Origin of the sequence: Cellulomonas flavigena DSM 20109 (assembly GCF_000092865.1) — a bacterium.
Classification (GTDB): domain Bacteria; phylum Actinomycetota; class Actinomycetes; order Actinomycetales; family Cellulomonadaceae; genus Cellulomonas; species Cellulomonas flavigena.
Window position 1 is genome coordinate 2,963,764 of sequence record NC_014151.1, and the last position, 22,338, is coordinate 2,986,101.

At 72.3% G+C, this 22,338-nt stretch carries 16 protein-coding genes and 1 tRNA gene; 6 read left to right on the plus strand and 11 right to left on the minus strand.

Annotated elements, in window-relative coordinates:
• Positions 1-21: 21 nt before the first annotated feature.
• The 5 genes from CFLA_RS13460 to CFLA_RS13480 form a co-directional block, all read right to left on the minus strand.
• Positions 22-3,891: a DNA-directed RNA polymerase subunit beta' gene (locus tag CFLA_RS13460; protein ID WP_013117885.1), complete on the minus strand. Its 3,870-nt coding sequence runs from the start codon at positions 3,889-3,891 to the stop codon at positions 22-24.
• 121 nt (positions 3,892-4,012) lie between these two features.
• A complete protein-coding gene (rpoB, locus tag CFLA_RS13465; protein ID WP_013117886.1) occupies positions 4,013-7,519 on the minus strand; it encodes a DNA-directed RNA polymerase subunit beta in 3,507 nt (1,168 codons plus the stop codon).
• Between the two features lie 415 nt (positions 7,520-7,934).
• Positions 7,935-8,324 (minus strand): 50S ribosomal protein L7/L12, encoded by a 390-nt coding sequence (rplL, locus tag CFLA_RS13470; RefSeq protein WP_013117887.1) that lies wholly within the window; start codon positions 8,322-8,324, stop codon positions 7,935-7,937.
• 94 nt (positions 8,325-8,418) lie between these two features.
• Positions 8,419-8,946 (minus strand): 50S ribosomal protein L10, encoded by a 528-nt coding sequence (rplJ, locus tag CFLA_RS13475; protein ID WP_013117888.1) that lies wholly within the window; start codon positions 8,944-8,946, stop codon positions 8,419-8,421.
• Positions 8,947-9,266: 320 nt separating this feature from the next.
• Positions 9,267-11,984, minus strand: coding sequence for a CHAT domain-containing protein (locus CFLA_RS13480; protein ID WP_013117889.1), 2,718 nt, complete (start codon positions 11,982-11,984; stop codon positions 9,267-9,269).
• 106 nt (positions 11,985-12,090) lie between these two features.
• Between CFLA_RS13480 and CFLA_RS19120 the strand changes: the two genes are divergently transcribed.
• The 3 genes from CFLA_RS19120 to CFLA_RS13495 all read left to right on the plus strand — a co-directional run bounded on the left by CFLA_RS19120 (position 12,091) and on the right by CFLA_RS13495 (position 14,750).
• The gene (locus tag CFLA_RS19120) at positions 12,091-13,530 is read left to right on the plus strand and encodes a S8 family peptidase (protein WP_013117890.1); all 1,440 of its coding nucleotides are present in this window, start codon (positions 12,091-12,093) and stop codon (positions 13,528-13,530) included.
• A 73-nt stretch (positions 13,531-13,603) separates the two neighbouring features.
• Positions 13,604-14,245 (plus strand): RNA polymerase sigma factor, encoded by a 642-nt coding sequence (locus CFLA_RS13490; protein WP_013117891.1) that lies wholly within the window; start codon positions 13,604-13,606, stop codon positions 14,243-14,245.
• Positions 14,226-14,750: a hypothetical protein gene (locus CFLA_RS13495; RefSeq protein ID WP_013117892.1), complete on the plus strand. Its 525-nt coding sequence runs from the start codon at positions 14,226-14,228 to the stop codon at positions 14,748-14,750. The genes CFLA_RS13490 and CFLA_RS13495 overlap by 20 nt, the downstream gene beginning before the upstream one ends.
• Positions 14,751-14,830: 80 nt before the next feature.
• Here CFLA_RS13495 and CFLA_RS13500 read toward each other — a convergent pair whose 3' ends face one another.
• From CFLA_RS13500 to CFLA_RS13525, 6 genes are all read right to left on the minus strand, one after another.
• Entirely contained in the window at positions 14,831-16,129 is a 1,299-nt protein-coding gene (locus CFLA_RS13500; protein WP_052302723.1) for an MFS transporter, read from the minus strand.
• 141 nt (positions 16,130-16,270) lie between these two features.
• A complete protein-coding gene (gene rplA, locus CFLA_RS13505; RefSeq protein WP_013117894.1) occupies positions 16,271-16,987 on the minus strand; it encodes a 50S ribosomal protein L1 in 717 nt (238 codons plus the stop codon).
• 106 nt (positions 16,988-17,093) lie between these two features.
• Positions 17,094-17,525: a 50S ribosomal protein L11 gene (gene rplK, locus CFLA_RS13510; RefSeq protein WP_013117895.1), complete on the minus strand. Its 432-nt coding sequence runs from the start codon at positions 17,523-17,525 to the stop codon at positions 17,094-17,096.
• An 83-nt stretch (positions 17,526-17,608) separates the two neighbouring features.
• Complete coding sequence (nusG, locus tag CFLA_RS13515) at positions 17,609-18,376, minus strand: transcription termination/antitermination protein NusG (protein ID WP_013117896.1); 768 nt, start codon at positions 18,374-18,376, stop codon at positions 17,609-17,611.
• 101 nt (positions 18,377-18,477) lie between these two features.
• Positions 18,478-18,759, minus strand: a complete 282-nt coding sequence (secE, locus tag CFLA_RS13520) for a preprotein translocase subunit SecE (protein ID WP_013117897.1) — start codon at positions 18,757-18,759, stop codon at positions 18,478-18,480.
• A 161-nt stretch (positions 18,760-18,920) separates the two neighbouring features.
• Positions 18,921-18,993, minus strand: a tRNA-Trp gene (locus CFLA_RS13525).
• Positions 18,994-19,248: 255 nt separating this feature from the next.
• On the opposite strand from CFLA_RS13525, the gene CFLA_RS13530 reads away from it, so the two are divergent.
• The 3 genes from CFLA_RS13530 to CFLA_RS13540 all read left to right on the plus strand — a co-directional run bounded on the left by CFLA_RS13530 (position 19,249) and on the right by CFLA_RS13540 (position 22,337).
• Positions 19,249-20,493: a pyridoxal phosphate-dependent aminotransferase gene (locus CFLA_RS13530; protein WP_052302724.1), complete on the plus strand. Its 1,245-nt coding sequence runs from the start codon at positions 19,249-19,251 to the stop codon at positions 20,491-20,493.
• 96 nt (positions 20,494-20,589) lie between these two features.
• Positions 20,590-21,483, plus strand: a complete 894-nt coding sequence (locus CFLA_RS13535; RefSeq protein ID WP_013117899.1) for an ABC transporter ATP-binding protein — start codon at positions 20,590-20,592, stop codon at positions 21,481-21,483.
• The gene (locus CFLA_RS13540) at positions 21,480-22,337 is read left to right on the plus strand and encodes an ABC transporter permease (RefSeq protein WP_013117900.1); all 858 of its coding nucleotides are present in this window, start codon (positions 21,480-21,482) and stop codon (positions 22,335-22,337) included. The genes CFLA_RS13535 and CFLA_RS13540 overlap by 4 nt, the downstream gene beginning before the upstream one ends.
• The last annotated feature ends 1 nt before the right edge of the window (position 22,338 follow it).

The window sequence follows — 22,338 nt, forward strand, 5'->3', positions numbered from 1 at the left end:
GTGGAGCGTGGAGACCGGACCTCAGCGGTAGTCGCCGAAGTCGATGTCCTCGAGCGGGATCGCCTCGCCGGTGCCCAGACCGAGCGCCGGGAAGTCGATCTCGTCGTAGCCGAAGGCCGGGTACAGCTCGGCCTTGGCCTCCTCGGTCGCCTCCACCTCCACGTTGCGGTAGCGGGGCAGGCCCGTACCGGCGGGGATGAGCTTGCCGAGGATGACGTTCTCCTTCAGGCCCAGCAGCGGGTCCGAACGGCTCGACATCGCGGCCTCGGTGAGGACCTTCGTCGTCTCCTGGAAGGAGGCGGCGGAGAGCCACGAGTCGGTCGCGAGCGACGCCTTGGTGATCCCCATGAGCTCCGGACGACCCGAGGCCGGCTGGCCACCCTCGGACACGGCCTTGCGGTTCGCGTCCTCGAAGCGGCCACGCTCGGCCAGCTCGCCGGGCAGCAGACCCGTCTCGCCGGAGTCGAGCACCGTCACGCGCCGCAGCATCTGCCGCACGATGACCTCGATGTGCTTGTCGTGGATGTCCACGCCCTGGGAGCGGTAGACCTCCTGGACCTCGTCCACCAGGTGCTTCTGCGTGGCACGCGGGCCGAGGATGCGCAGCACCTTCTTGGGGTCGACGGCGCCCTGGACGAGCTGCGTGCCGACCGAGACGTGGTCGCCGTCCTGCACGAGGAGCCGCGACCGCTTGGTGATCGCGTAGCGGATCTCCTCCGAGCCGTCGTCCGGGGTCAGGACGAGCGCACGCGCCCGGTCCGTCTCCTCGACCGTGATGCGGCCCGAGAACTCCGCGATGTGCGCCTCACCCTTGGGGGTACGGGCCTCGAAGAGCTCCTGGACACGCGGCAGACCCTGCGTGATGTCGTCGGCCGACGCGACACCACCGGTGTGGAACGTCCGCATCGTCAGCTGGGTGCCGGGCTCACCGATGGACTGCGCCGCGATGATGCCGACGGCCTCGCCGATGTCGACGAGCTTGCCGGTGGCCAGCGAGCGGCCGTAGCACTTGGCGCACGTGCCGACGCGGGACTCGCAGGTGAGCACCGAGCGGATCTTGAGCTCGGTGACGCCCGAGTCCAGCAGCCGGTCGAGCAGGACGTCGCCGACGTCGTCACCGGCGCGGCCGACGACCTCGCCGTCCGCCTCGACGTCGGTCGCGAGGGTCCGCGAGTACACGGACGTCTCCACCTTGTCGTGGCGGCGCAGCGTGCCGTCCGCGGACGCCACGCCGATCGGCATGGTCAGCCCGCGCTCGGTGCCGCAGTCCTCCTCGCGGACGATGACGTCCTGCGAGACGTCCACCAGACGACGCGTGAGGTACCCCGAGTCGGCGGTCCGCAGCGCGGTGTCCGCCAGACCCTTGCGGGCGCCGTGCGTCGCGATGAAGTACTCGAGGACGGACAGGCCCTCGCGGTAGTTCGCCTTGATCGGGCGCGGGATGATCTCGCCCTTCGGGTTGGCGACCAGACCACGCATGCCGGCGATCTGCCGGACCTGCATCCAGTTGCCACGCGCACCCGAGCCGACCATGCGGAACACGGTGTTGCGGGCCGGGAAGTTGGCCTGCATGGCCTTGGCGACCTTGTCCGTGGCGTTCGTCCAGATCTCGATGAGCTCCTGGCGACGCTCGTCGTCGGTGATGAGGCCCTTCTCGTACTGGCCCTGCACCTTCGCCGCGCGCGCCTCGTGCTCGTCGAGGATCTCCTGCTTGACGGCCGGCGTGGCGACGTCGGAGATCGCGATCGTGACGCCGGAGCGGGTGGCCCAGCGGAAGCCGGCCTCCTTCAGCGCGTCGAGCGACGCGGCGACCTCGACCTTCGGGTACCGCTCCGCCAGGTCGTTGACGATGACCGACAGACGCTTCTTGTCGACGACCCCGTTCTCGTACGGGTAGTCGACCGGCAGCAGCTCGTTGAACAGCGCACGGCCGAGCGTCGTCTCGAAGAGCAGCGTCTGCCCCGGCTCCCAGCCCTCGGGCGCCTGCTCCTCGGAGAGGACCAGGTCGTCGAACCGGATCTTCACGACCGCGTTGAGGTCGAGCGTGCCCTGGTCGAACGCCATGATCGCCTCGGCGACCGAGCTGAACGACCGGCCCTGCCCCAGCGGGTCCTCCTTGTCGGAGGTCAGGTGGAACAGGCCGATGATCATGTCCTGCGAGGGCATGGTCACCGGGCGGCCGTCGGACGGCTTGAGGATGTTGTTGCTCGAGAGCATGAGGATGCGGGCCTCGGCCTGCGCCTCCGCGCTCAGGGGCAGGTGGACGGCCATCTGGTCACCGTCGAAGTCGGCGTTGAACGCCGCGCAGACGAGCGGGTGCAGGTGGATCGCCTTGCCCTCGACGAGCTGCGGCTCGAACGCCTGGATGCCCAGACGGTGCAGCGTGGGCGCCCGGTTGAGCAGCACCGGGTGCTCGGTGATGACCTCCTCGAGCACGTCCCACACGACCGGGCGCGCGCGCTCGACCATGCGCTTGGCCGACTTGATGTTCTGCGCGTGGTTGAGGTCGACCAGGCGCTTCATCACGAACGGCTTGAACAGCTCGAGCGCCATCTGCTTGGGCAGACCGCACTGGTGCAGCTTGAGCTGCGGGCCGACGACGATGACCGAGCGGCCCGAGTAGTCGACGCGCTTGCCGAGCAGGTTCTGGCGGAACCGGCCCTGCTTGCCCTTGAGCATGTCGGAGATCGACTTCAGCGGGCGGTTGCCGGGGCCCGTCACCGGGCGGCCGCGCCGGCCGTTGTCGAACAGCGAGTCCACGGCCTCCTGGAGCATCCGCTTCTCGTTGTTGACGATGATCTCCGGCGCGCCCAGGTCCAGGAGCCGCTTGAGGCGGTTGTTCCGGTTGATGACGCGGCGGTACAGGTCGTTGAGGTCCGACGTGGCGAAGCGGCCACCGTCGAGCTGGACCATCGGCCGCAGGTCCGGCGGGATGACCGGGACCGCGTCGAGGACCATGCCTGTCGGCGAGTTGTTCGTCGTGAGGAACGCGTTGACGACCTTGAGCCGCTTGAGGGCACGGGTCTTGCGCTGGCCCTTGCCGCTGCGGATGATCTCGCGCAGCGCCTCGGACTCGGCCTCCAGGTCGAACGCCTCGAGGCGCTTCTGGATCGCCGCAGCGCCCATCGAGCCCTCGAAGTAGTTGCCGTACCGGTCCTGCAGGGCGCGGTACAGCATCTCGTCGCCCTCGAGGTCGGCGACCTTGAGGTTCTTGAACCGGTCCCAGACCTGCTCGAGACGGTCGAGCTCGGCGTCGGCGCGCTTCCGGATCTGCGCCATCTCGCGCTCGGCGGAGTCACGGACCTTGCGGCGCGCGTCGGCCTTGGCGCCCTCGGCCTCGAGCTCGGCCAGGTCGGCCTCGAGCTTCTGGGCGCGGGCGTTGATGTCGTTGTCGCGGCGGTCCGAGATCTCCTTCTTCTCCAGGTCGATCTCGTTCTGGAGGTTCGGGAGGTCCTCCTGGCGACCGTCCTCGTCGACCCACGTGATCATGTAGGCCGCGAAGTAGATGACCTTCTCCAGGTCCTTCGGCGCCAGGTCGAGCAGGTAGCCGAGGCGGGACGGCACACCCTTGAAGAACCAGATGTGCGTGACGGGCGCGGCGAGCTCGATGTGGCCCATGCGCTCACGGCGCACCTTCGAGCGCGTCACCTCGACGCCGCAGCGCTCGCAGATGATGCCCTTGAAGCGCACGCGCTTGTACTTGCCGCAGTAGCACTCCCAGTCCCGGGTGGGGCCGAAGATCTTCTCGCAGAAGAGCCCGTCCTTCTCCGGCTTGAGGGTGCGGTAGTTGATGGTCTCGGGCTTCTTCACCTCGCCGTGCGACCAGGCACGGATGTCGTCGGCCGTGGCCAGGCCGATGCGCAGCTCGTCGAAGACGTTGACGTCGAGCAAGGTTCCTACTTCCTTCGCGTTCCGGGGCCTGACGGCTCACCGGCGAATCTGCAACAGGGTGTCGGCGCCCGGCCCGGACCCGCTGCCCCTGCGGGGCGCGGTACCGGGCCGGGGCTCGGCCTCAGATCTCCTCGATGCTGCTGGCGTTCGGGCGCCGCGACAGGTCGATGCCGAGCTCTTCCGCGGCGCGGTAGACCTCGTCGTCGTTCTCCTTCATGTCGATCGAGACGCCGTCGGACGACAGCACCTCGACGTTCAGGCAGAGCGACTGCATCTCCTTGAGCAGGACCTTGAACGACTCCGGGATACCGGAGTCCGGGATGTTCTCGCCCTTGACGATCGCCTCGTAGACCTTGACGCGGCCCGGGACGTCGTCGGACTTGATGGTGAGCAGCTCCTGCAGCGTGTAGGCGGCGCCGTACGCCTCCAGGGCCCACACCTCCATCTCGCCGAACCGCTGGCCACCGAACTGCGCCTTACCACCCAGCGGCTGCTGCGTGATCATCGAGTACGGGCCGGTCGACCGGGCGTGGATCTTGTCGTCCACGAGGTGGTGCAGCTTGAGGATGTACATGTAGCCGACGGACACCGGCTCCGGGAACGGCTCGCCGGAGCGTCCGTCGAACAGCCGCGCCTTGCCGTCACCCTTGACCGTCCGCTCGCCGTCCCGGTTGGGCAGCGTGGTGCTGAGCAGACCGGTGAGGGTCTCCTCGGGCACACCGTCGAACACGGGGGTGGCGACCGGGTTGCCCGGGGTCGAGCGCGCCGCGACGGCAGGCACGCCGTCCCGCCACGTCGCCTCGCCCTCGGCGAGCTCGATGTCCCAGCCCTGCTTGGCGACCCAGCCGAGGTGGGTCTCGAGCACCTGGCCGACGTTCATGCGCCCGGGGACGCCCAGCGGGTTGAGGACGACGTCGACCGGCGTCCCGTCCTCGAGGAACGGCATGTCCTCGACGGGCAGGATCTTGGAGATGACGCCCTTGTTGCCGTGACGGCCGGCGAGCTTGTCGCCGTCGGTGATCTTGCGGCGCTGCGCGATGTACACGCGGACCAGCTCGTTGACGCCGGCGGGCAGCTCGTCGCCGTCGTCGCGGCTGAACGTGCGCACCTCGATCACCGTGCCGGACTCGCCGTGGGGCACCTTGAGCGACGTGTCGCGGACCTCGCGCGCCTTCTCGCCGAAGATGGCGCGCAGCAGGCGCTCCTCGGGGGTCAGCTCGGTCTCGCCCTTGGGCGTGACCTTGCCGACGAGGATGTCGCCCGCCGCGACCTCGGCACCGATGCGGATGATCCCGCGCTCGTCGAGGTCGCCCAGGACCTCCTCGGAGACGTTCGGGATGTCCCGCGTGATCTCCTCGGGGCCGAGCTTGGTGTCGCGCGCGTCGACCTCGTGCTCCTCGATGTGGATCGAGGACAGGACGTCGTCCTGCACGAGGCGCTGCGACAGGATGATCGCGTCCTCGTAGTTGTGGCCCTCCCACGACATGAACGCGACGAGCAGGTTGCGGCCGAGCGCGAGCTCGCCCTCGTCCGTCGCCGGGCCGTCCGCGAGCACCGAGCCGGGCTCCACGCGGGCGCCGTGCTCGACCAGCACGCGCTGGTTGTAGCAGGTGCCCTGGTTCGAGCGGCGGAACTTCGCGATGCGGTACGTCGACGTGGTCGCGTCGTCGTTGGCGACGGTGACCAGGTCGGCCGACACCTCGGTGACCACGCCGGCCTTGGTCGCCACGACCACGTCGCCGGCGTCGACGGCCGCACGACGCTCCATGCCGGTACCGACGAGCGGCGCCTCGGAACGGACCAGCGGCACCGCCTGGCGCTGCATGTTGGCGCCCATGAGCGCGCGGTTGGCGTCGTCGTGCTCGAGGAACGGGATGAGCGCGGTGGCGACCGACACCATCTGGCGCGGCGAGACGTCCATGTAGTCGACGTTCGCGCCGGGCACGAGGTCCGGCTCGCCGCCCTTGGTCCGCACGAGGACGGTCGACTCGGTGAAGGAGCCGTCCGCGTTCAGCGGCGCGTTCGCCTGGGCGATGACGTGCCGGTCCTCGTCGTCCGCGGTCAGGTAGTCGACCTCGTCGGTGACCTTGCCGTCGACGACGCGGCGGTACGGCGTCTCGACGAAGCCGAACGGGTTGATCCGTCCGTACGTCGCGAGCGAGCCGATCAGACCGATGTTCGGCCCCTCGGGGGTCTCGATCGGGCACATGCGGCCGTAGTGCGAGGTGTGGACGTCACGGACCTCCATGCCGGCGCGGTCGCGGGACAGACCACCCGGGCCGAGGGCCGACAGACGCCGCTTGTGCGTCAGGCCCGCGAGCGGGTTGTTCTGGTCCATGAACTGCGACAGCTGGCTCGTCCCGAAGAACTCCTTGATGGAGGCCACGACGGGGCGGATGTTGATGAGCGTCTGCGGCGTGATGGCCTCGACGTCCTGCGTCGTCATGCGCTCGCGCACGACGCGCTCCATCCGCGACAGGCCCGTGCGGACCTGGTTCTGGATGAGCTCGCCGACGGCGCGGATGCGCCGGTTGCCGAAGTGGTCGATGTCGTCGGGCTCGACCCGGATCTCGACCGCCTGACCGCCGCGCGTGCCGGGCAGCGTCGGCTTGTCGATGTGCAGGGCCGCGAGGTACTTGATCGTCGCGACGACGTCCGAGAGCGCGAGGACCGAGTCGGACAGCGGCGCGTCCTGGCCGAGCTTCTTGTTCAGCTTGTAGCGGCCGACCTTGGCGAGGTCGTAGCGCTTGGGGTTGAAGTAGAAGTTCTCGAGCAGCGCACGGCCGGCCTCGACGGTCGGCGGCTCACCCGGGCGGATCTTGCGGTAGAGGTCGAGCAGCGCCTCGTCCTGCGTCTGGACGTGGTCCTTCTCGAGCGTGTCGATGACGGCGGGGTACTCCGCGAACTCCTCGCGGATCTCGCTCTCCGTCATGCCGAGCGCCTTGAGGAGCACGGTGGCGTTCTGCTTGCGCTTGCGGTCGACGCGCACGCCGACGTTGTCGCGCTTGTCGATCTCGAACTCGAGCCACGCGCCACGGCTCGGGATGACCTTGGCCGTGAGGACGTCCTTGTCGGACGTCTTGTCGGCCGTGCGCTCGAAGTACACGCCGGGCGAGCGGACGAGCTGCGAGACGACGACGCGCTCGGTGCCGTTGATGATGAAGGTGCCGCGCTCGGTCATCAGGGGGAAGTCACCCATGAAGACGGTCTGCGACTTGATCTCGCCGGTCGTGTAGTTGACGAACTCGGCCGTGACGAACAGCGGCGCGGCGAAGGTGAAGTCCTTCTCCTTGCACTCCTCGGCCGTGTACTTGGGCGGCTCGAAGCGGTGCTCGCGGAAGGAGAGCGACATCGTCCCGCCGAAGTCCTCGATCGGGGAGATCTCCTCGAAGATCTCCTCCAGGCCGGCGGTCTCCGGGACGTCGTTGCGACCGACCTCGAGCGCGGCGGCCACGCGGGCCTGCCAGCGCTCGTTGCCCAGCAGCCAGTCGAAGCTCTCGGTCTGCAGACCGAGCAGGTCGGGGACCTCGAGCGGCTCGTGGATCTTGGCGAAGGAGATGCGACGGGATGCGGTGCGGTTCGCGATGGCGTCGGCGGACGGTGCAGTAGGGATGCGCGAGGCAGCCAAGAGGGGTCCTTCCCTGCGGATCGTGGCACGCTGCGCCGCCTGGCGAGGCGCGATCACCGGCCACGACACGAGGCCCCGACGCGCACGTACGTCGGAACCGGAGTCGGGATATCTGAGATCGCGGGCACAGGCCAGCGCAAAGCGCTAGCGTACGCGCCTCTCGTGGGCACCGTCAACCGACCCTCGCGGGCGGCCCGGATGGAGCCACGCTGCGGGCCGCACCGCCCGCACCGGCGACCTCGTCGTCGCCGCGTGCCATGGTGGCACACCGACCCCCGTCGGGGAAACGCGGCGCGTGTCGGGCCACCCGCACGGGTCGACCCGCCGGCTCCGCCGGGACGGCACGAAGCCCGGTCCCCCACCTGGGGGGACCGGGCTTCGTCGATCGCCGGGCCGGCCTCACGGCCGGCTCAGGTCACTTGAGGGAGATCGTGGCGCCCGCGCCCTCGAGCGCAGCCTTGGCCTTCTCGGCCGTCTCCTTGTTGACGCCCTCCAGGACCGGCTTCGGCGCGCCGTCCACGAGGTCCTTGGCCTCCTTCAGGCCGAGGCTCGTGAGCGTGCGCACCTCCTTGATGACCTGGATCTTCTTGTCGCCGGCGGCCTCGAGGACGACGTCGAACGAGTCCTTCTCCTCCTCGACCGGGGCGTCGGCGCCACCGCCGGCGGGGGCGGCGACCGCGACGGCGGCCGGAGCGGCGGCGGTGACCTCGAAGACCTCCTCGAAGGCCTTCACGAACTCGGAGAGCTCGATGAGGGTGAGCTCCTTGAACGCGTCGATGAGCTCGTCGGTGGTGAGCTTCGCCATGATGGCGGTTCCTTCCGTTCGGACCCGCCGTCCGGTGCCGGGCGGCGGGGGGTGCTGGGGCTTGCTACGAGAGCGTGCGGCCGGAGCGTCGGGCTCAGGCTGCGGCGTCGGACTCCTGCTTGGCGCGCAGGGCCTCGACGGTGCGCACGGCCTGCGAGGCAGGAGCCGTGAACAGGTACGCGGCCTGGTAGAGCTTGGCCTTCATCGCGCCGGCCGCCTTGGCCAGCAGCACCTCGCGGGACTCGAGGTCCGCGAGCTTGGTGATGTCCGCCGCGGTCACCGGGCGGCCGTCGACGACGCCCCCCTTGATGACCAGGGCGGGGTTCGCCTTGGCGAAGTCACGCAGTCCCTTGGCCGCCTCGACCGGGTCACCGGTGACGAAGGCGATCGCCGACGGGCCCGCGAGCGCGTCGTCGAGGCCCTCGAGGCCGGCTTCCTTGGCCGCGATGGCGGTCAGCGTGTTCTTCACCACGGCGTAGTTCGCGTTACCGCCGAGCGCCTTGCGCAGCGACCTGAGCTGCGCGACGGTGAGCCCGCGGTACTCGGTCAGCACGGCCGCGTTCGAGCCGCGGAAGCGCTCCGCCAGCTCCGCGACAGCGGCAGCCTTGTCCGGCCTCGCCATGGCATTCCTTCCGATGGTGGTGCCACCGGTCGCACGCCCCGCACATGACAAGAGCCCCGCGCAGGCGCGGGGCTCGCAGCACGTCACGCGTCCGTCCGGCCGAGGCCGTGCCGACGCGCACCGACATGCTCTGAACTCTCACCTGCGCAGGCCCCCGCGTGTCGCGGAGCTTCGGCCGGTCCGACGAGCGGACCGACGACCGGCGGTCTTGGGCGCCACGAGACTACGGCACGGGTGCTGTGCGGCCAAATCCGCAGCGCAGGTCCACGGAGCGTCCCGCCGGCAGGTCCGCTCGCGCCGGGCCCGTCATGCCGGGCCCGTCACGCCGCGCCGTGCGCGCTGAACGTGCACCAGTTGACGAACCCGCCCGGCGTCCCCCGGTCGATCTCGCCGCGCGCGCCGTGCAGCGCCCGCGCCATCGTCTGGCCCGCCACCAGACGGCGGTGCAGCGCGAGCATGAGGTCGACGACCTCGACGTCCGGCACGGCGGCGATGGACGCCACGACACCCCGCGTCCCACGCGAGAGCATCGCCGAGACGAGCCCCAGCACCTCGTCGCCGTCGTACGCGACGTCCGCCCCCGAGTGGCACGACGCGAGGACGAGCCGCTGCGGTGCCGCACCCGCGCGGTGCAGCTCCTGCACGGTCACCGGCCCGTCGGCCAGCTCGACCGAGGAGAACATCGGGTTGTCCGAGCGCAGCGCACCGTGGCACGCCAGGTGCGCGAGGTCGGCGCCGGCGATCGCGTCGACGACGACGTCCGCGCGGCTCGCCCCCGCACCCAGGACCTGCACCCGCGCGTGCAGGCCGCGCAGCGCCTCGACCTCGTCCTGTGCGCCCTGCAGCCCGGGCCCCGCCACGAGGACCACCTGCCCCCGCGACACGGGTGCAGGGCCGGCGGTGCGCAGCCAGCTCGCGGCCGACGGGGCCAGCGCGACCGGCCCGTCGTGCAGTGCCGACCACGGCGCACCGTGCAGCAGCCCGACCGGTACGACGACGAGCTCGACGTCGGGTCCCACGCCCAGCGGCTCGACGAGGACCGACCGCAGCCGGCGCAGGCGCAGGTCGGCGCTCGCCCGCGCGGCGTCGACGGCGGCAGGACTCCGCGGGTCGACCATGCGGCGCAGCGCGAAGACGAGGGCACGCAGCGTCCCCTCGACGTCCGGGAGGACCTCCCCCAGGTCGACCACCCGAGCGCGGGTCCGCTCGACGACGACGGCCACGAGGCGGTCGCCGTACCGGCCGTACTCGACGAGCACCCGGGTGCCCAGGGCCGCACGCACCGCGTCCGGACCGGGCGCGCGCGTCACGGAGCCCCGGGGCGTCACCACGCCCTCGAGCCAGGCGGACCGCCGGGCGTCTGCCGCCTGCGCGTCGTCGGCCACGATGACCGACCGACGCGCCACGACGCCTGCGGTCGGCGTCCCGTCGGCCGGCGCCCCGTCGCTCGTCCGCCCGTCCGACGCCGCGTCCGCGCCGGCCTCCGCCGTGTCCTGCCGGTCACCTCGCGCACCGCCCGGGTCGGCGTCGCCCGCGGTCTGCAGGGCGGCCGCGCGCGTCTGCTCCATCCAGCGCAGCACCGCGGCCGGCGACCCCCGCCGCACCACGACCTCCAGTCCGAGCTCGCCCAGCTGCGCGCCGTGCCCGGAGGCCAGCGCCCGCAGCTCCATCGTCGGCAGGGTGTCGCGGTGGCGTGCCAGGTCGCGCAGGCCGGTCCGGCACGCGGCGAGCACGCCGTCGTCGCTACCGCGCAGCCGGGCCGCGAGTGCTGCGGCCAGCCGGCCGCGCAGCCGGACGGACAGCGGACCGCGCTGCGCGAGCGTCGCCGCGGTGTCGAGGTGCCGCACCGCGCGGCGCGGCAGCCCCAGCGCCGCGGCGAGCCGGCCGCCCTCGAGGTAGGCGTCGGCCGCGTCGCCCATCTCGTGGGATCGCTCGAGCCGGCGCGCGGCCCGGCCCACGGCTGCGAGGTCCGCAGGGGCGGCGGTGCCACCGAGCCGCCGCGCACGCACGTGGATGAGGACCGCGCGGTCGTGGCTGCCGGGACGTCGCTGCGCCCGCGCCCTGGCACGCGCCTGCTCGGCGTTCTCCACGGCGCCCGCGGCGTCGCCGAGCAGCAGCAGGGTGTCGGCGAGCGACACCAGGGCGTCGACCACGACGAGCCCGTCACCGCCCGCCACCAGCTCGTCGAGCGCCCGACGCCCCGCCGCGGCCGCCTCGGGCAGCAACCGCAGCTCCCGCATGGTCTCGGCGTACTCGAGGTAGTACTCCCCCGGTGGTTGCCCTGCCTCGGTCGCCGCCCGGGCCGCCCGCTCGAGGTCGCGCAGGCCGTCGGCGAGGCCGCCGGTGTGCACGCGGATCAGCGCCCGGGTGAGGTACGGCCACGACCGCAGCGAGGGGCTCAGCCGCACCGCGTCGTCGACCGCTCGCTGCGCCCACCGCAGCGCCTCCCCGTACTCGGTCCGCGCCACGAGCACGAGGGCGAGGTTGTTCGCGACGCGGACCGCGTCGGTGGTGTCGGGAGGCACCTCGCCGAGGATGCTCCGGTACCCGGCCTCGGCCTCCCGCAGCCGGCCCGCGTTGTGGTCCATCACCGCGAGCTGCAGCCGGACCCGGACGTGCAGGTCGTCGAGCCCGCGCTCGGTCGCCCGCCGCGCGTCGACGATGCGCAGGGCCTCGGCCGCGTCGGTCCGCGACCGCGCCGTCCGGCCGAGGTCGAGGAGCACGGACGACCGGCTGGCCAGGACCCACGCGCGCAGGGAGTCGTTCCCGGCCCGACGGGCGACCGCCAGCGCCTGCCCGAGCAGCCGCGCGGCGCCGGCCGGGTCGCCCGTGTACCGCAGCGCGATCGCGCGCGCCCGCAGGCCCCAGGCGAGGGCTTCCGGATCGCGCCGGCGGCGCGCCTGGTCGACCACGGCCTCGATCCGGGGTCGGGCGGCCGCGAGGTCCGCGTCGATCGCGGACTCGAGCCCGCGGGCCGCCGCCAGGAGCTCGGTCCGCGGGGGCCCGGCGGACGTCGTCGTGGACTTCCCCGGCTGCACGTGGAGATTTTAGTGGTTCGCGCGTATCAGGGCGGATCCTGGTCGCTCTGCACAGCACGAGGACCCGTACCTCGGCATGGACCCGACGTGGACGAGGAGCATCCCAGTGGCACGATTCACCGGCCGCCCGCCCGGACGGCCCTTCGCCGACGACTACGACGCCCGTCTGGCAGGCCGCCGCGGCGGTCCGTCCGTGGTGGCCGGAGCCGTGCGCGCGCCCTCGCCGGGCGAGGCCTACCTCCGCCCGCTGCGCGCGCTGCTGACGCCCGACGACGCGGACGACGCTGTCCGGCGACGCTACGAGGCCGTCGTCGACCGGCTGCGCGAGGGCTGGGCACGGCGCGGCCGCGACCGTCTCGAGGTCGTGCAGAACCAGCACCAGGCGGACGTGTTCCCCGTCGCGGACGAGCTGCTCGTCTCCCCCGAGACCTGGCCCGAGATCCGCGAGGAGGCCGAGGGCATCGGCCTCGCCCCGGTGCCTCTCGGCCACGACGAGCTCGAGGGCCGCGTCGTCCGCCTGCGCACCACACCCGCGGGCCGCGACCTGGACCTGCGCGCGCTCGTGCGGCGGTGGCGCCGCGACGGGCACGTCGTGTCGATGTCCTACGTCACGCCGCTGGCCGGCCGGCCCATCATGAAGCCGAGCTCCGGCGCCTTCGCGCCGCAGGTCGCCGCCTTCCCCGAGTACGTCCAGGCGGGTCCTCGCCACGGCGAGGGCGTCGTGGTGGCCGTCGTCGACACCGGCATCACCGCCGAGGAGCGGACCGACGGGTGGCTGACCGACGTGCCCCGGGTGCACGCGGACGACCTCGTCACGCACGGCGACGAGACGAACATCGACCCCCTGGACGCCGACCCCGCGGACGGCTGGCTGGACGTGTACGCCGGCCACGGCACGTTCGTCGCCGGGATCGTCAAGCGGGTCGCCCCGGGAGCGGAGGTGCGGATGTACCGCGCCGTCGGCTCCGGCGGCGCCGGGAGCGAGCTCGAGGTGGCCTGCGCGCTCGTCCGGGCGGTGCGGGACGGTGCCCATGTCGTCAACGTGTCGCTGGGGACGCAGACGCTGTTCGACGAGCCGTCGCTGCCGCTGGCCGCGGCGCTCGACGTGGTCCGCGAGATCGAGGCGGAGCGCGAGTGGCAGTCGGTGGTCGTCGCGTCCGCCGGCAACTACGGCGACGCCGTGCCGACGTACCCGGCGGCGTTCGGTCGGGTCGTGTCCGTCGCCGGACTGACGGCGGACCTGCGGCCCACGACGTGGTCGAGCCACGGGCCGTGGGTCGACTTCTCCGCGATCGGTGAGGGTGTCGTCTCGACGTTCGTGGAGGGGACGCAGAACCCGGCGTTCGGGCCCGGCACGACCTTCGGCCCGAATGCCTTCGCGTCGTGGGTCGGGACGTCGTTCGCCGCACCCCAGGTCGCGGGCGCGATCGCCCGCACGATGACCGAGCTCGGCGTCAGCGGGCCCCAGGCCGTCGACGCCCTGCTGGCCGCCGGCAAGCCCGTCGCGGGCTTCGGCCGGGCCCTGCACGTCCTGCCGGGAGCCTGACGTGCTGGGCACATGCCTCGTGGAGCGTCATGATGGCCTGCGGGACAGACCCGACAGGCGAAGGAGTCGTGCCGTGAGCAGCCGGGAGCACCTGGGCGGACCGTACGACGAACGCACCACGTCACAGCTCGTGGCCGGCGCGCTCACGGGCGACGAGGGGTCGTGGTCGGAGATCGTGCGCCGGCACACCAACCTCGTCATGGCGCGGGTTCGGCAGTTCCGCCTCACGCCGCAGCAGGCGGAGGACGTCGCGCAGACGGTGTGGCTCAACCTGCTGGAGCACCTCGGCGACCTGCGCGAGCCCGCAGCCCTGCCCGGGTGGATCTCGACGGCCACGCGCCACGAGTGCATCCGGGTGTCGAACCTGCAGCGCCGCGCGATCCCGGTGGACCCGACGACGGGCCGCCTGGACTCCCAGGACGACGCGGAGCTCGACGGGGAGCTGCTGCGCCACGAGCGGCACGCCGCGCTGCGGGCCGCGCTCGCCGAGCTGCCGCCGCACCAGCGGGACCTGTTGCTGCTGCTGTCGACCGATCCGCCGCCGAGCTACCAGGAGGTGTCCGCACGGCTGGGCATCCCGGTCGGGTCCATCGGCCCGACGCGCCAGCGCGGGCTGGCCCGGCTGCGCCAGACGGAGGCGATCCGTTCCTACCTCTCGGTGCCGTCCGGCGCCCCGACCGGCGAAGGAGGCCACGATGTCCTGGCACTCGGATGACGTGGGTCTGCCCCAGCCGCGCCCCGCGGACGCGTGGGCGGACGACGACGCGCTCGCGACCGACCTGGCGCGCGCGGTCGGCGAGGGGGAGCACCTCGGGCGGATCACCGCGGCGGCCACGGCCGCCTTCCACGCGCACCGCGGGATGCTCGCGCTGCGTGAGGAGCTCGAGACCGACCTGCTGCTGCTCACCCTCGTGCACGACTCGTGCACCGCGGACGCCCTCACGGGGGTCCGGGACCGCAGCGGGCAGCCGTCGCGGACCCTCGTGTTCGAGGGCGAGGGGCTCGGGGTCGAGGTCGAGGTGACCGACGGCGGCGTCGAGGGACAGCTCATCCCTGCGCGGGCCGGGCGGGTGGTGCTGCGACGCCCGGACGGCGAGGTGGCGAGCACGCAGACCGACGAGGTGGGCTACTTCCGTCTCGACGTGCACCCCGAGGGCCCGGTCCGCCTGGTGTGCGAGAGCACGGACGGCTCGTGCGTGACCCAGTGGCTGCCCTGGTGAGGGGCTGACGCGCCGCCGTGCGGCGTGCACGGGGCCCGGTCCGCAGGGGGGACCGGGCCCCGTGGTCGTCGCGGCGGGCGCTACGGGCGTTCCGGGACGACGAGCGCCGGGGCGCCGGGCGGCGCGACAGCTGCGGTGGCGCGCGCCGCACGCCCCACCGCCGAGGACCGCTCGAGCCACCGCGCGAGCGGTGCGGCGGTCAGGGTCAGGACGGCGAACACCCCCGCCAGCACCACCCATCCCGTCGCCCCGTGCGCGATCACCCCGCTCGTCAGCACCACGGACCCCACGACGCCCTGCAGGATCGGCGCCAGGCTCGCGACCGACATGTACTCGCCCTCACGATCCGGCGCGGCGAAGCGGTAGCTCAGCGTCCAGGAGCCGGCGGCCTCCCACATCTCCCCGGCGGTCAGCGCGAGCACGGCCAGGAGCAGCAGCGCCACGACGAGCACGACCGACCCCGTGGCCCACCGGGTGGCAGCGACGAGCAGGCACGTGAGCGCGAGCGCGAGACCCGAGCGCACGAAGGCCCCGCGCCCCGCGGCGGTCGTCTCCCCGATGTCCGCGAACCGCACCTGCAGCGACGCCGCCAGCAGGGTGTTGACGACCACCAGCACGGAGATCAACGCCGCCGGAACGCCCGGGAGCCCGGCCACCCACAGCGGCAGACCGACGGACAGCACGCTCACGTGCATCATCAGCAGTGCGCTCTGGACCGTCAGCGCCAGGTACGGCAGGTCCCTGACCGCCCGCGGCACCTCGACCCGCCACACGCCACCCTCGACCCGCCGGGGCACGGTCGTGACCTTCATGCGGGCGACGAACCAGGCGGCGAACAGGTACGCCACCGCGTTGGCGAAGGCGATCGACGCGTACGCCGTCCACGTGTCGGCCGTCAGGAGGGGCGCCGTCAGCGAGGCGCCCACCGTGAAGCCGATGTTGCGCCACGAACGCATGTACGCGGAGACGCGTGTGCGCTCCTCCCCCGCGGCGGCGCTGACGAGGCTGCGGCTGGCGGGTATCGCGCCGCAGTCGCCGATCGTCTGCATCGTGCCCACGACGAGGAAGAGCGGGAACGTCACCGCGAACGGCATCGCCGCGGTCCACGCGGCACGCCAGAGGTGCATGCCCACGAGCGTGCGCCGCGCGCCCAGCCGGTCGCTGAGGACCCCGAGCGGCACGGTCAGCAGGAAGCCCACGATGCTCGCCACGGCGAACCCGATACCGACCTGCTCGGGCGCCATCCCGATGCCCCGGGTGTAGAAGACGGCCGAGCCGGCGAGGAAGAAGCCGGTCCCGACCGAGTCGACGAACGCGACCCACACCAGACCCCGGGCGGGACCGCGCGCGGGCAGCAGTGCAGCGAGCCGTTCACCCATGCGGATGATGATGCCGGACGAACCGGTCGACAACGACGCCGGTCCGCATCCTGTCACCGGCCGGACGAGCGGGCCCGGACGCGCGACGGCCCGGCACCCTCGCAGGGGTGCCGGGCCGTCGGTGCGCGGTGGGAGCAGCCGTCAGGCCGCGTCCTCCTCCGTGAGGTTGCGCGTCTTGGTCTGGTCCAGCGCGATGCCGGGGCCGTTCGTGGTCGCGAGCGTCGCCTTGGTGATGTAGCGACCCTTCGACGACGCCGGCTTCAGACGCAGGATCTCCTCGAGCGCGGCGGCGTAGTTCTCCACGAGCGCGACGTCCGAGAAGGACGTCTTGCCGATGATGAAGTGCAGGTTGGCGTGACGGTCCACGCGGAACTCGATCTTGCCGCCCTTGATGTCGGACACGGCCTTGGCCACGTCCATGGTCACCGTGCCGGTCTTCGGGTTCGGCATGAGGCCGCGGGGGCCGAGGACCTTGCCGAGACGACCGACCTTGCCCATGAGGTCCGGGGTGGCGACCGCGGCGTCGAAGTCCGTCCAGCCGTCGGCGACCTTGGCGATGAGCTCGTCGCCGCCGACCTCGTCGGCGCCGGCGGCGCGGGCCTGCTCGGCACGCTCGCCGTTCGCGAAGACGATGACGCGGGCGGTCTTGCCGGTGCCGTGCGGCAGGTTGACCGTGCCGCGGACCATCTGGTCGGCCTTGCGGGGGTCGACACCGAGGCGGAACGCGACCTCGACGGTCGCGTCGTACTTGGTGGTCGACGTCTCCTTGGCGAGGCGCACGGCCTCGAGCGGGGAGTAGATCCGGTCGGCGTCGATCTTCTCGACGGCGGCGCGGTACGCCTTGCTGTGCTTGGGCATCTGCGTGTTCTCCTTGTTCAGCAGTCGTGGTCATGCGGGCCGCACGCGGGCCCTGCCACTGCCCGCCGGCGCAGGTCGCGCCGGCGGACGTCGTCGGACGAGAGCGTCAGCCCTCGACCTTGATCCCCATGGAACGCGCGGTCCCGGCGATGATCTTCTCCGCCGCGTCCAGGTCGTTCGCGTTGAGGTCCTCGAGCTTGGTGCTCGCGATCTCGCGCACCTGCGCCGAGGTCAGCGTGCCGACCTTCGCGCTGTGCGGCGTCGCGGAGCCCTTGGCCACGCCCGCGGCCTTCTTGATCAGCTCGGCGGCCGGCGGCGTCTTCGTGATGAAGGTGAACGAGCGGTCCTCGTACACCGTGATCTCCACGGGGATGACGTTGCCGCGCTGCGACTCGGTCGCCGCGTTGTACGCCTTGCAGAACTCCATGATGTTGACGCCGTGCTGACCCAGCGCGGGGCCGATCGGCGGCGCAGGGGTCGCGGCACCGGCGTTGATCTGGAGCTTGATGAGGCCGGTGACCTTCTTCTTCGGGGGCATGATGCCTTCCGTTCTTCTCGTGGGCCGACGCCGTGGGCGATGACCCGGTTGCATCGCCCCGCAGCGCGGGGCGGGTCAGCAGGTCAGATCTTGGAGACCTGGCTGAAGGAGAGCTCGACCGGGGTCTCCCGGCCGAAGAGGGAGACGAGGACCTTGAGCTTCTGGTTCTCGGGGTTGATCTCGGAGATCGTGGCCGGCAGCGTGTCGAACGGCCCACCGTCGGTGACGGTGACCGACTCCCCGACCGTGAAGTCGACCTCGACCGGCTTGCTCGACGCCTTGGCGGCCTGCTGCGCGGGGGCCTTGGTCTCGATCGCGGGCGCGAGCATCGAGAAGACCTCGTCGAGCGTGAGCGGCACCGGCTGGTGCGTGTGGCCGACGAAGCCGGTGACACCCGGCGTGTGGCGCACGGCGCCCCACGACTCGTCGGTGAGGTCCATGCGGACGAGGACGTAACCGGGGATCCGGACGCGCTTGACGACCTTGCGCTGCGCGTTCTTGATCTCGACGACCTCCTCCATGGGGACCTCCACCTGGTGGATGTAGTCCTCCATGTTGAGGCTCTGCGTGCGCGACTCGAGGTTCGCCTTCACGCGGTTCTCGTAGCCCGCGTAGGAGTGGATCACGTACCAGTCGCCGGGAAGGCGGCGCAGCTTGGCCTTGAACGCGGCCACCGGGTCCTCGTCGGGGTCGGCCTCGTCGCCGGCCTCGTCGGACGTGTCGGCCTCGTCGCCGGTGGCCGTGTCGTCGAGCTCGTCACCCGCGCTCGCCTCGACGGCCTCGACGGACGCGAGCGCGTCCGCGAGCTCTGCCTCGGCGCCCGGCGTGGGCTCCTGCGACTCCTGCGACACGTGCAACCTGCTTTCTCCGTGAACAAGGGACCGGCGCGCGCCGGTACGTGCGCGGCTGACACCGCGCGGGTGGGGTGGTCGTCGGCGTCAGCCGACGCGGCTCACCCGAAGACGAGGAACGTCAGCTTGCCGATGCCCAGGTCGATCAGCGTCACGAACAGCATGACGACCGTGACGAACACGAGCACGACGCTGGTGTAGGTGACGAGCTCCTGCCGCGTGGGCCGGACGACCTTCTTCAGCTCGGCGACGACCTGGCGCACGAACAGCGCGATGCGCGCGAACAGGCCGCGCTTCTCGGCGTCGCGACGCGGCGCGCGCTCGGTCCTGCCGGTGGCCGAGCCCTCGGCGTCGGACGCCGCGGCGGCAGCGGTATCGCTCACGTCTGGCCCCTGTCTCGTCATCGGTGCGGCACCCGGGGTCGGGCACCGAGGTCGAGGACGCACGGACGGGGGCCGACGCGACGCGCCGGACCGACCGGCGGTCCTGCTCACGACGCCGACCCGACCTCGGGTGACCCCGAGGTCGAGCCGGTCCGCGTGCGCAGGGCAGACAGGACTCGAACCTGCAACCTGCGGTTTTGGAGACCGCTGCGCTACCAATTGCGCCACTGCCCTACGGCGGCCGGGTCACCACGACTCCGCGACCACCGGACCGTCCCCGAGCGCGTCGGGCACGGACTGAAGGCGTGCTTCATCATGGCGGACGTCAACCGCCGGTGGACCACTGTACGCGACGTGGAGGCGTGCGGTCGAACCCGCCCGCGAGACACCTCGGCGCCCCCGCGCGCGGACCTCGCGCCTACCTCGCGCGGGCGCCGTCGTACCACGTCGTGAAATGTCCTCGGCGGACACCCGTGGCACTCTGCGAGGATGTGGCGCGTGACCGAGCACAGCGCATCGACGACGACGTCCCCCCGCTCCCGTGTCTCCGCCCGGGTCGCCGCGATCGCGGAGTCCGCGACGCTGGCGGTCGACGCGAAGGCGAAGGCCCTCAAGGCCGCCGGCCGGCCCGTGATCGGCTTCGGCGCCGGCGAGCCGGACTTCCCGACGCCGGACTACATCGTCGAGGCCGCCGTGAAGGCCGTGCAGGACCCCGTCAACCACCGCTACTCCCCCGCGGCCGGCCTGCCGGTGCTGCGCGAGGCGATCGCGGCCAAGACGCTGCGCGACTCCGGCTACGAGGTGAAGCCGTCCGACGTGCTCGTCACCAACGGCGGCAAGCAGGCCGTGTTCCAGGCGTTCGCCGCGATCCTCGACCCGGGCGACGAGGTCCTGCTGCCCGCGCCCTACTGGACGACGTACCCCGAGGCCATCCGGCTGACCGGCGCCGAGCCCGTCGAGGTCGTCGCCGGCGTCGACCAGGGCTACCTGGTGACCGTCGAGCAGCTCGAGGCGGCCCGCACGCCACGCACCAAGGCGCTGCTGTTCAACTCCCCGTCCAACCCGACGGGCGCCGTCTACTCCCCCGAGCAGACCGCGGAGATCGGCCGCTGGGCCCTCGAGCACGGGATCTGGGTCATCACCGACGAGATCTACGAGCACCTGACCTACGACGATGCGGTGTTCACGCCGGTCGTCAAGGTCGTCCCCGAGCTCGCGGACACCACCATCGTCCTCAACGGCGTGGCCAAGACCTACGCGATGACGGGGTGGCGCGTGGGCTGGATGATCGGTCCGTCGGACGTCGTCAAGGCCGCGACCAACCTGCAGTCGCACCTGTCGTCCAACGTCGCCAACGTCTCGCAGCGGGCCGCCGTCGCCGCGCTGGAGGGCGACCTGTCCGCCGCGCACGAGATGCGCACGGCGTTCGACCGCCGGCGCCGCACCATGGTCGAGATGCTCTCGACGATCGACGGCGTCGTGTGCCCCGCCCCGCAGGGCGCGTTCTACGCCTACCCGTCGGTCGAGGGACTGCTGGGTCGCACGATCCGCGGCGTCACGCCGACCACGTCGGCGGAGCTCGCCGCACTCGTCCTCGACGAGGTCGAGGTCGCGGTCGTGCCCGGCGAGGCGTTCGGCCCCAGCGGTTACCTGCGCCTGTCCTACGCCCTGGGCGACGACGACCTCGTCGAGGGCGTGACCCGCCTCCAGTCGCTGCTGCGCGAGGCCGTCTGACCCACCCGACGGACCTGGGGGTCCACCGTTCGGTGGACCCCCAGGACGTCCGCCCGGTCGTCCCGGGCGACCCCGCCCGCCCGCGAGGCTGGCGGCATGACATCGACGCACGCCCCGGCCGTCCTGGTCGAGGGGCTCCACAAGCGGTACGGCGCCAAGCGCGCCGTGGACGGGCTGGACCTGCGCGTCGAGCACGGCGAGATCGTCGCGGTGCTCGGGCCCAACGGCGCCGGCAAGACGACGACGGTCGAGACGCTCGAGGGCTTCCGCCGCGCGGACGCGGGGCACGTGCGCGTGCTCGGCGAGGACCCGGCGACCGCCGGGCGCGCCTGGCGCTCGCGCATCGGCGTCGTCCTGCAGGACAACCACGACCTCGCCGAGATCACGGTGCGCGAGGTCGTGCACCACTTCGCGGGCTTCTACCCCGCGCCGCGCGACCCCGAGCGGGTCATCGACGCCGTCGGACTGCGTCCGAAGGCGTCGACGCGGGTGCGCGGGCTGTCCGGCGGGCAGCGACGGCGGCTCGACGTCGCGCTCGGCGTGGTCGGCGACCCCGAGCTGCTGTTCCTCGACGAGCCGACGACCGGGTTCGACCCGCAGGCGCGCCACGAGTTCTGGGACCTCGTCGAGCGGCTGCGTCTCGACGGCACGACCGTGCTGCTGACGACCCACTACCTCGAGGAGGCCGAGCGGCTCGCCGACCGCGTGGTGGTCGTCGCTGACGGCCGCGTGGTCGCGGAAGGGGCGCCAGCTGACCTCGGCGGGCGGCAGGCCCGCCGGGCGCGCGTGCGCTGGACCGCCGACGGCGTGACCCACGAGGAGGCGACGGACGCCCCGACGGCGCTCGTCGCACGGCTCGCCGCGCACCTGGCGGGCCCGGACGGCGAGGTGCCCGGGCTGCAGGTGCTGCGACCCACGCTCGAGGACGTCTACCTCGGGCTCGTCGGAGGGGACGCCACCGCGGCGTCCGGCCAGGAGGAGGCAGCGTGACGACGACGACCACCCCACGTCCCGCGGCGCGCACGTCGGCGCCCCGCATGCCCGGCCTCACGCGCCTGGCGTGGGCCCGCACCCGCTACGAGGTCACCGCGTTCTTCCGCGAGCGCGAGGCCGTCGTCTTCGTGTTCGCCTACCCGGTGATCATGCTCGCGATCTTCGCGACCGTGTTCGGGTCCGACGAGGAGCTCCTGCCCGGCAGCGGCGTGCACTTCCCGCAGTACTTCCTGCCCGGGATGGTGGCCACGGGCGTGGTGCTCTCGAGCTTCCAGAACCTCGCGACGTTCATCGCCGCGGAGCGCGACGACGGCACCCTCAAGCGCCTGCGGGCGACCCCACTGCCGGCGAGTGCGTACTTCCTCGGCAAGACGGGCCAGGTGCTGCTGACGGCCGGCGTGCAGACCGCGCTGCTGCTGACGGTCGCGGGCGTCGTCTACGACGTGCCGCTGCCCGACGACGCCGGGCGCTGGTGGACCTTCGCGTGGGTGTTCGTGCTGGGGACCGCGACCGGGGCGGTGTGCGGCGTGGCGTTCTCGTCGCTGCCGCGCAGCGGCCGCTCGACGAGCGCGGTCGTGGTGCCGATCGTGCTGGTGCTGCAGTTCGTCTCGGGGGTGTTCTTCCGGTTCGACGAGCTGCCGGGCTGGATGCAGCAGGTCGCCGGTGTGTTCCCCCTGAAGTGGATCGCGCAGGGCATGCGCTCGGTGTTCCTGCCGGAGGGCGCGGCTGCGCTCGAGCCGTCGGGGTCGTGGCAGCACGGGGCGACCGCGGTGGTGCTCGCGGTGTGGCTCGTCGGGGCGCTGGTCGTGGGCGTGCGGACGTTCCGCTGGCGCCGCCGGGACGACGGTTGAC

What these genes read in the sequence shown, in the direction of transcription:
- CFLA_RS13500 (WP_052302723.1), bottom strand. Translation starts at nt 16,129, where the DNA reads ATGGGTGAACGGCTCGCTGCACTGCTGCCCGCGCGCGGTCCCGCCCGG.
- rplK (WP_013117895.1), bottom strand. Translation starts at nt 17,525, where the DNA reads ATGCCCCCGAAGAAGAAGGTCACCGGCCTCATCAAGCTCCAGATCAAC.
- CFLA_RS13530 (WP_052302724.1), top strand. Translation starts at nt 19,249, where the DNA reads ATGTGGCGCGTGACCGAGCACAGCGCATCGACGACGACGTCCCCCCGC.
- CFLA_RS13535 (WP_013117899.1), top strand. Translation starts at nt 20,590, where the DNA reads ATGACATCGACGCACGCCCCGGCCGTCCTGGTCGAGGGGCTCCACAAG.
- rplJ (WP_013117888.1), bottom strand. Translation starts at nt 8,946, where the DNA reads ATGGCGAGGCCGGACAAGGCTGCCGCTGTCGCGGAGCTGGCGGAGCGC.
- rplL (WP_013117887.1), bottom strand. Translation starts at nt 8,324, where the DNA reads ATGGCGAAGCTCACCACCGACGAGCTCATCGACGCGTTCAAGGAGCTC.
- rplA (WP_013117894.1), bottom strand. Translation starts at nt 16,987, where the DNA reads ATGCCCAAGCACAGCAAGGCGTACCGCGCCGCCGTCGAGAAGATCGAC.
- CFLA_RS13495 (WP_013117892.1), top strand. Translation starts at nt 14,226, where the DNA reads ATGTCCTGGCACTCGGATGACGTGGGTCTGCCCCAGCCGCGCCCCGCG.